Here is a 6,472-nt window from a genome sequence, read left to right as displayed (position 1 = left end):
CTCAAACAACCGACGCACACCGCAGAACCAGAACCACTCTCAGTTCCGACCCCGCCGGGGCAACCCCTCAAACTTACCAGACCGCTTTCCCTCTTCCAAATCCCTGATCCGAAGATCGGAGGGAAGTCGAAAAGACGATCCGATCCCACCGGGAAGAATGCGCGAAGCATCCCGACCGTTGAAGGTGTGGGTTTTCAGTCCCGGCCCGGCCATCGGTACCCAGCCTCTCGGCTGTCTCCTCGATGTCCGTCGGCCCGTCGGGCTGACGTCGTAGAACATTACCCGGGCGGAGCGCTCCGTGCAACGTGGCCGGACGTGGCGCGCGCCACGTCAGGCCACGGGCTGCGACGAGAGCCCCCGACGCCTGCTCAGACCGTCACGGACTCCGGCTCCGGCCGGTCCCCGCGCGCCAGCCGGCGCGCGGCGTCGAACTCCTCGACCACCGCGCCGTCGGGCCGCGGCGTCAGGAGGCTGACCACCACGGCGGCGAGCAGGCCGACCGCGAAGCCCGGGATGATCTCGTAGAGCGAGTCCGCGAGGGACGACCGTCCCCAGACGAACGCGACCACCGCACCCGCGACCATCCCGGACAGCGCACCCCAGCGCGTGAGGCGGCGCCAGTACAGGCTGAGGATGACGACGGGACCGAAGGCGGCGCCGAAGCCAGCCCAGGCGAAACCGACCAGGTCGAGGATCGACGACGTGCGGTCCAGCGCGATCACCCCGGCGACGACGGCCACCACGAGCACGCCCGCCCGGCCCAGCATCACCTCGGCACGGTTCCTCAGGCGCAGGCCCGCCATCTTCACCAGGTCCTCGACCAGCGCGGACGACGAGACGATGAGCTGCGACGAGATCGTCGACATGATCGCCGCGAGGACCGCTGCCAGGACCAGCCCCGCGACGAGCGGGTGGAAGAGCAGCTGGGCGAGCACGAGGAAGACCGTCTCCGGGTTGTCGATCTGGAGGCCTTCGAGGTTGGCGTAGGCCAGGCCGACGAGGCCGGTGGTGACGGCCCCGACCGCCGTCACGACCATCCAGCTGATGCCGATCCGGCGGCCGGCGGGCGCGTCCTGGGGGCTGCGCATCGCCATGAAGCGGACGATGATGTGCGGCTGCCCGAAGTACCCCAGGCCCCAGGCGAGCGCGGAGATCACCCCGGTGACAGACGCCCCCACGAGGAACGACAGGTGGTCGGTCCCGCTCGCGGCGTCGACCGCACGGATCCCCTCGAGGACCTCGCCCCAGCCGCCCAGCTCGACGATCGCGATCACGGGCACCGCGACGAGCGCGGCGAGCATGAGGCAGCCCTGCGCGACGTCCGTCCACGTGGCCCCGAGGAAGCCGCCGAACAGGGTGTAGGCGAGGGTCACGCCGCCCACGACGAGCAGCCCGGTGAGGTAGTCGAAGCCGAACGAGCTCTCGAAGAACGTCCCGCCGGCCACCATGCCGGACGACACGTAGAACGTGAAGAACACGAGCACGATCACGCCGGCCGCGATGCGCAGCAGGTGCGCCGGGTCGCGCAGGCGGTTGTCGAAGAAGCTGGGAACGGTGATCGAGTTGTTCGCGACCTCGGTGTAGGCACGGAGCCTCGGCGCCACGAACTTCCAGTTGAGCCACGCCCCGATCGTGAGACCGACGGCGATCCAGGCCTCGACGAGGCCGGTGGCGTAGATGGCGCCCGGGAGGCCCATGAGCAGCCAGCCGGACATGTCGGAGGCTCCGGCGCTCAGCGCGGCCACGCCCGGGCGGAGCTTGCGCCCGCCGAGCATGTAGTCGTCCAGGTCGTCCGTGCGGCGGTACGCGGCGTAGCCGATGCACAGCATCGCCACCAGGTACGCGACGATCGCGATCGTCTGCCAGGTCTGATCGCTCATGCGATCGATCACCCTCTCGGTCGTGTCGTGCAGCGTCTGGCGCTCGACGCGCCGACCGCCGCGTGGTGCGCGACGGGCCGGGGCAGGTCGGGACGCGGTCGGCGCTGACCTCGCTGCTGTGCCACCCCGTAGGTGCCGAAACGACCAACGGCCCGATCCCGGGTGAGGATCGAGCCGTTGTGCCTTTCGGTGCGCCCGGAGGGATTCGAACCCCCAACCTTCTGATCCGTAGTCAGATGCTCTATCCGTTGAGCTACGGGCGCATTCCTTGCCGGCGCTCTCGCACCGACCGACGAGAACATTACAGCCCTCGAGCCGGTTCCCCAAACCGGGAAGCCGCATCGTGATGCACGCCACCGGCCGCGCCCCTTCCGGGGCAACAGAAAAGGCCCCGGGCGTTCAGCAGCCGGAGCCTTCCTGGCGGAGACGGCGGGATTTGAACCCGCGAACGGGTTGCCCCGTTACCACCTTAGCAGGGTGGCGCACTAGACCAGACTATGCGACGTCTCCTCGCGGCAACACAGCAACACCGCGGCGCCCAGACTAACCGGCGACGCTGCCCGGGGGCAAAGCCGCGCGGCGTCGTCCCCCCCACACGCCGTACCGCGCTACGGTCTGCCGCATGCTGGACGACGACGACCAGGACCGCACGCAGCGCGCCGACCAGGGCAAGGACGACCGCACGCACCCCGGCACGACCCCCGGCACGAGCGCCGGCACACCCCCTTCCACACCACCCGACGACGCACCGGACGACTACGACGTCCTGGTGATCGGGTCCGGGTTCGGGGGCAGCGTCGCCGCCCTCCGGCTGACGGAGAAGGGGTACCGGGTGGGCGTCCTCGAGGCCGGGCGCCGGTTCGCCGACGACGAGCTGCCGCGCACCTCGTGGGACCTCCGCCGCTTCCTGTGGGCGCCCGCGCTCGGGTGCTTCGGCATCCAGCGGATCCATCGGCTGCGGGACGTGCTGGTCCTCGCCGGCGCCGGCGTCGGCGGGGGCTCGCTCGTCTACGCCAACACGCTGTACCGGCCGCTGGACGCCTTCTGGACCGACCCCGCCTGGTCCCACGTGACCGACTGGAAGGCCGAGCTCGAGCCGTACTACGACCAGGCGGAGCGGATGCTCGGCGTCGTCGACTACCGCCGCACGACGCCCGCCGACGAGCTGATGCGCGACGTCGCCGACGACCTCGGCGTGGGGCACACCTTCCGCAAGGTACGGGTGGGCGTGTACCTCGGCCAGGACGGCGACGAGCGCCCGCGCGGCGCCGGCGGCCCCGCCGTCCCCGACCCCTTCTTCGGCGGCGCCGGGCCCGACCGCAACCCGTGCCTGCACTGCGGCGAGTGCATGACCGGCTGTCGGCACAACGCGAAGAACACGCTCGTGAAGAACTACCTGCACCTCGCCGAGGGTGGAGGCGCCCGGGTGCACCCGCTGACCACGGCCACCGCCGTCGTGCCGCGGTCGGGTGGCGGGTACGAGGTGCGCACCCACCGGACGGGGCGTCGCTGGGCCGGCCGCCGCACCTACCGGGCCCGGCAGGTCGTGCTCGCGGCCGGCACGCTCGGCACGCAGCGCCTCCTGCACGCGATGCGGGACAGCGGCGACCTGCCGCGCCTGTCCGACCGGCTCGGGCACCTCACACGCACGAACTCCGAGGCGCTGCTCGGCGCCATGCGTCCCGCCCGCCGCGGGCGGGACGGCGGGCCCGACTACTCCGAGGGCGTCGCCATCACGTCGTCGTTCTACCCGGACCCGCAGACGCACGTCGAACCCGTCCGGTACGGGCGCGGCTCCAACGCGATGGGGCTGCTGCAGACGGTGCTCGTCGACGGCGTCGGCCCCGGGGAGGGTCCGCGCTGGCGGCGCTGGCTCGGCGAGCTGTGGCGGCAGCGCCGGCACCTGCCCAGCCTGTACGACCTGCGCGGCTGGTCGCAGCGCACCGTCATCGCGCTGGTCATGCAGAGCCGCGACAACTCGCTCACCACCTTCACGCGGCCCGGCCCGCTCGGCAGGCGCCTCACCTCCCGGCAGGGCACCGGCGAGCCCAACCCCGCGTGGATCCCCGTGGCGCACGACGCCGTGCGCGCGATGGCGGACCGCATGGGCGGGCTCGCGGGCGGCAGCGCGGGCGACCCCTTCGACGTGCCGATGACCGCGCACATCCTCGGTGGGTGCACCATCGGCGAGACCCCGGAGACGGGCGTCGTCGACCCGTACCACCGCGTGCACGGCCACCCGGGCCTGCACGTGCTCGACGGGTCCGCCGTCACCGCGAACCTGGGCGTCAACCCGTCGCTGACCATCACCGCACAGGCGGAGCGGGCGTGCGCGCTGTGGCCCAACCACGGGCAGGACGACGCCCGGCCCGCGCCCGGCGCCGGCTACGTCGTCGTGCCGCCGACGGCGCCCCTGCGACCCGTCGTCCCCGGTGCCGCGCCCGGGGCGCTGCGCCTGCCGCTCGTCGAGATCCGGCACCGCTGAGCCGGTCCGGGAAGGCACGACGCCCCGACGGCGTGGCCGTCGGGGCGTCGTCGGGCGGAGGGCGAGGGATTCGAACCCCCGGTGCATTGCTGCACAACGGTTTTCAAGACCGTCACATTAGGCCGCTCTGTCAGCCCTCCCGGGACGGCCGCCCGAGCGCCCGTCCGGCACAGGAGTGTACCGGCCGGCGTACGCCCGCGGCCCCGGACGCCGAGGCGTTCCGGGGCCGCGAGAGCGACGTGCGACCTGCGCTCAGGCCGCGCCACCGCCCGAGCGCAGCTGGCGCATCGCGAGCTGCACGAGGGCGATGAGCGTCTGCTTGGTCGCCGCGCGCGAGCGCGCGTCCGTGTAGAGCATCGGCACGTGCGCCGGGATCTGCAGCGCCTCGCGGACGTCCTCGAGGCGGTGCTTCGCCACGCCGTCGAAGCAGTTGACGCCCACGACGAAGGGCACGCCCCGCGACTCGAAGTAGTCGATCGCCGGGAAGCACTGCTCCAGGCGGTCCGTGTCGACCAGCACGACGGCGCCGATGGCGCCGCGGATGAGGTCGTCCCACATGAACAGGAAGCGGTCCTGCCCCGGGGTGCCGAACAGGTACAGCCACAGGTTGCCCGGGAGGTTCACCCGGCCGAAGTCCATGGCCACGGTGGTGCTCGTCTTGCGGTCGGAGACCCCGCCCGCGTCGTCGACGCCCACCGAGTGCTCGGTCATCGCGGCCTCGGTGTTGAGCGGCTCGACGTCCGAGATCGAACCGATGAAGGTCGTCTTGCCGACGGCGAAGCCACCGGCGACCACGATCTTCGTCACCGTCGGGGCGCCGGCGGGCGGCGCGGGCGCGGCGGCCGACTGCGTGGCGGCGGCGTCGGCGGGGCGCGAGGCGGCGGGCTGCGGCGCCGTGGCCGACGGGGCGGCCGGCGCCTGGGGCGCCGCCTGCTGCGGCGGGGAGGCCGGCACCTGCTGCGCCACGGGCCGCGCCGCCGCCCCCGACGGCGCCGCCGAGGCGGACGGCACGGACGTGATCGGGCCCTGGGGCGCCGCCGCGGGACGCGGGTCCTGGGCGCCGGACGGGGCGCCGCCGAGCACGCTCTGTCGCTGCGGGGCGCCGACCGCCGCCGGCGCGCCGCCGGCCACCGGCGCGCTCACGGCGCCGAAGGCCGGGGACACCGGAGCCCACGCCGGGGACATGCCTCCGGAGGCTCCGGGCGCCGGGCTGTCAGAGGGCGGAAATGCCATTGAGAACACTCTCCAAGACGCTCAGAGACAGGCCCGAGTGGGAACTGCCGTGACCCGTGTGGACGTTCACCGGGGTCGAGGTGTGCACGGTGATGTGCCCCTCCTCCTGCATGTCCGCAACCAGGATGCGGACGACGCCGAGGGGCAGTCGCAGCAGCGCGGAGAGCTCCGCGATCGAGACGTAGGTGTGCGCGGCGTGCTGCAGGATCGCCCGCTTCTCCGGGGTGAGTCCGACGCTCGTGACGGCGCCGGGCATCACCTCGACCAGCGCCTCGAGCGGCAGGTCGGACAGGGCGGATCGGACGCGGCCACCGGTCACCGCATAGGGACGCACCGTCGAGGCCTCGTAGCCGTCTGCCGAGTGCGCACCCAGAGAACCGAACGATGCGTGCGTCATGATCGCGACCTCATCCCACCCGCGCGGAGCGCGTCGAGCCGTCCACCGGAAGGTTCCCGCGCATCTCCGAGATCAGCTGCGGGGTGAGCGTCGCCTCGGTGCGGGAGACGAGCAGGGCCATCTCGTAGCCGATGAGCCCGATGTCGCACGAGGACTCGGCCACCACCGCGAGTACCGACCCGTTCGAGACGTTCATCAGGAAGAGGAAGCCGTTGTCCATCTCGATGACGGCCTGCCGCACGTTGCCGCCGTCGAGCTGGCGCGCCGCCCCGCGCGTCAGGCTCGACATGCCGGAGACGATCGCCGCGAGCTGGTCACCGCTGGTGCGGTCGAGCTGGTCGGACATCGCCATGAGCAGACCGTCCGCCGAGACCACCAGCGTGTGGCGGCTGCCCGGGACGGTGCGCACGAAGTTGTCGAGAAGCCACCCGAAGTTGGTCGCTTCAGTACTGAGGGTCACGCTTCCTCCTCGTCGAT

The 6,472-nt window shown here is 72.4% G+C and carries 5 protein-coding genes and 3 tRNA genes; 1 reads left to right on the top strand and 7 read right to left on the bottom strand.

The features are described 5' to 3' along the window. Positions 1–368 precede the first annotated feature (368 nt). From putP to ACQP6G_RS05540, 3 genes are all read right to left on the bottom strand, one after another. On the bottom strand, positions 369–1,880 hold the full coding sequence (gene putP, locus ACQP6G_RS05550; RefSeq protein WP_429763206.1) for a sodium/proline symporter PutP: 1,512 nt from the start codon (positions 1,878–1,880) through the stop codon (positions 369–371). Positions 1,881–2,070: 190 nt separating this feature from the next. Then, positions 2,071–2,143, bottom strand: a tRNA-Arg gene (locus ACQP6G_RS05545). Positions 2,144–2,298: 155 nt separating this feature from the next. After that, a tRNA-Ser gene (locus ACQP6G_RS05540) sits at positions 2,299–2,390 on the bottom strand. A 112-nt stretch (positions 2,391–2,502) separates the two neighbouring features. Between ACQP6G_RS05540 and ACQP6G_RS05535 the strand changes: the two genes are divergently transcribed. Next, positions 2,503–4,365: a GMC oxidoreductase gene (locus tag ACQP6G_RS05535; RefSeq protein ID WP_429763205.1), complete on the top strand. Its 1,863-nt coding sequence runs from the start codon at positions 2,503–2,505 to the stop codon at positions 4,363–4,365. Positions 4,366–4,420: 55 nt separating this feature from the next. Here the strand turns inward: ACQP6G_RS05535 and ACQP6G_RS05530 are convergent. The 4 genes from ACQP6G_RS05530 to ACQP6G_RS05515 all read right to left on the bottom strand — a co-directional run bounded on the left by ACQP6G_RS05530 (position 4,421) and on the right by ACQP6G_RS05515 (position 6,455). Further along, a tRNA-Ser gene (locus ACQP6G_RS05530) sits at positions 4,421–4,505 on the bottom strand. A gap of 112 nt (positions 4,506–4,617) precedes the next feature. Then, entirely contained in the window at positions 4,618–5,172 is a 555-nt protein-coding gene (locus ACQP6G_RS05525) for a GTP-binding protein (protein WP_429731380.1), read from the bottom strand. A gap of 406 nt (positions 5,173–5,578) precedes the next feature. Then, on the bottom strand, positions 5,579–5,995 hold the full coding sequence (locus tag ACQP6G_RS05520; protein WP_429730019.1) for a DUF742 domain-containing protein: 417 nt from the start codon (positions 5,993–5,995) through the stop codon (positions 5,579–5,581). Positions 5,996–6,005: 10 nt separating this feature from the next. Beyond that, positions 6,006–6,455 carry a roadblock/LC7 domain-containing protein gene (locus tag ACQP6G_RS05515; protein WP_079573344.1) on the bottom strand — a complete coding sequence of 150 codons (450 nt, stop codon included), beginning with the start codon at positions 6,453–6,455 and terminating at the stop codon, positions 6,006–6,008. Positions 6,456–6,472 lie beyond the last annotated feature (17 nt).

Origin of the sequence: Isoptericola nanjingensis (assembly GCF_050311635.1) — a bacterium.
GTDB lineage: Bacteria > Actinomycetota > Actinomycetes > Actinomycetales > Cellulomonadaceae > Isoptericola > Isoptericola nanjingensis.
Note: the sequence above shows the minus strand (reverse complement) of the source record. Positions and strands in the feature narration are given on the sequence as shown.

Coding starts and splice junctions, on each gene's coding strand:
- ACQP6G_RS05535 (WP_429763205.1), top strand. CDS start 2,503: ATGCTGGACGACGACGACCAGGACCGCACGCAGCGCGCCGACCAGGGC.
- putP (WP_429763206.1), bottom strand. CDS start 1,880: ATGAGCGATCAGACCTGGCAGACGATCGCGATCGTCGCGTACCTGGTG.
- ACQP6G_RS05520 (WP_429730019.1), bottom strand. CDS start 5,995: ATGACGCACGCATCGTTCGGTTCTCTGGGTGCGCACTCGGCAGACGGC.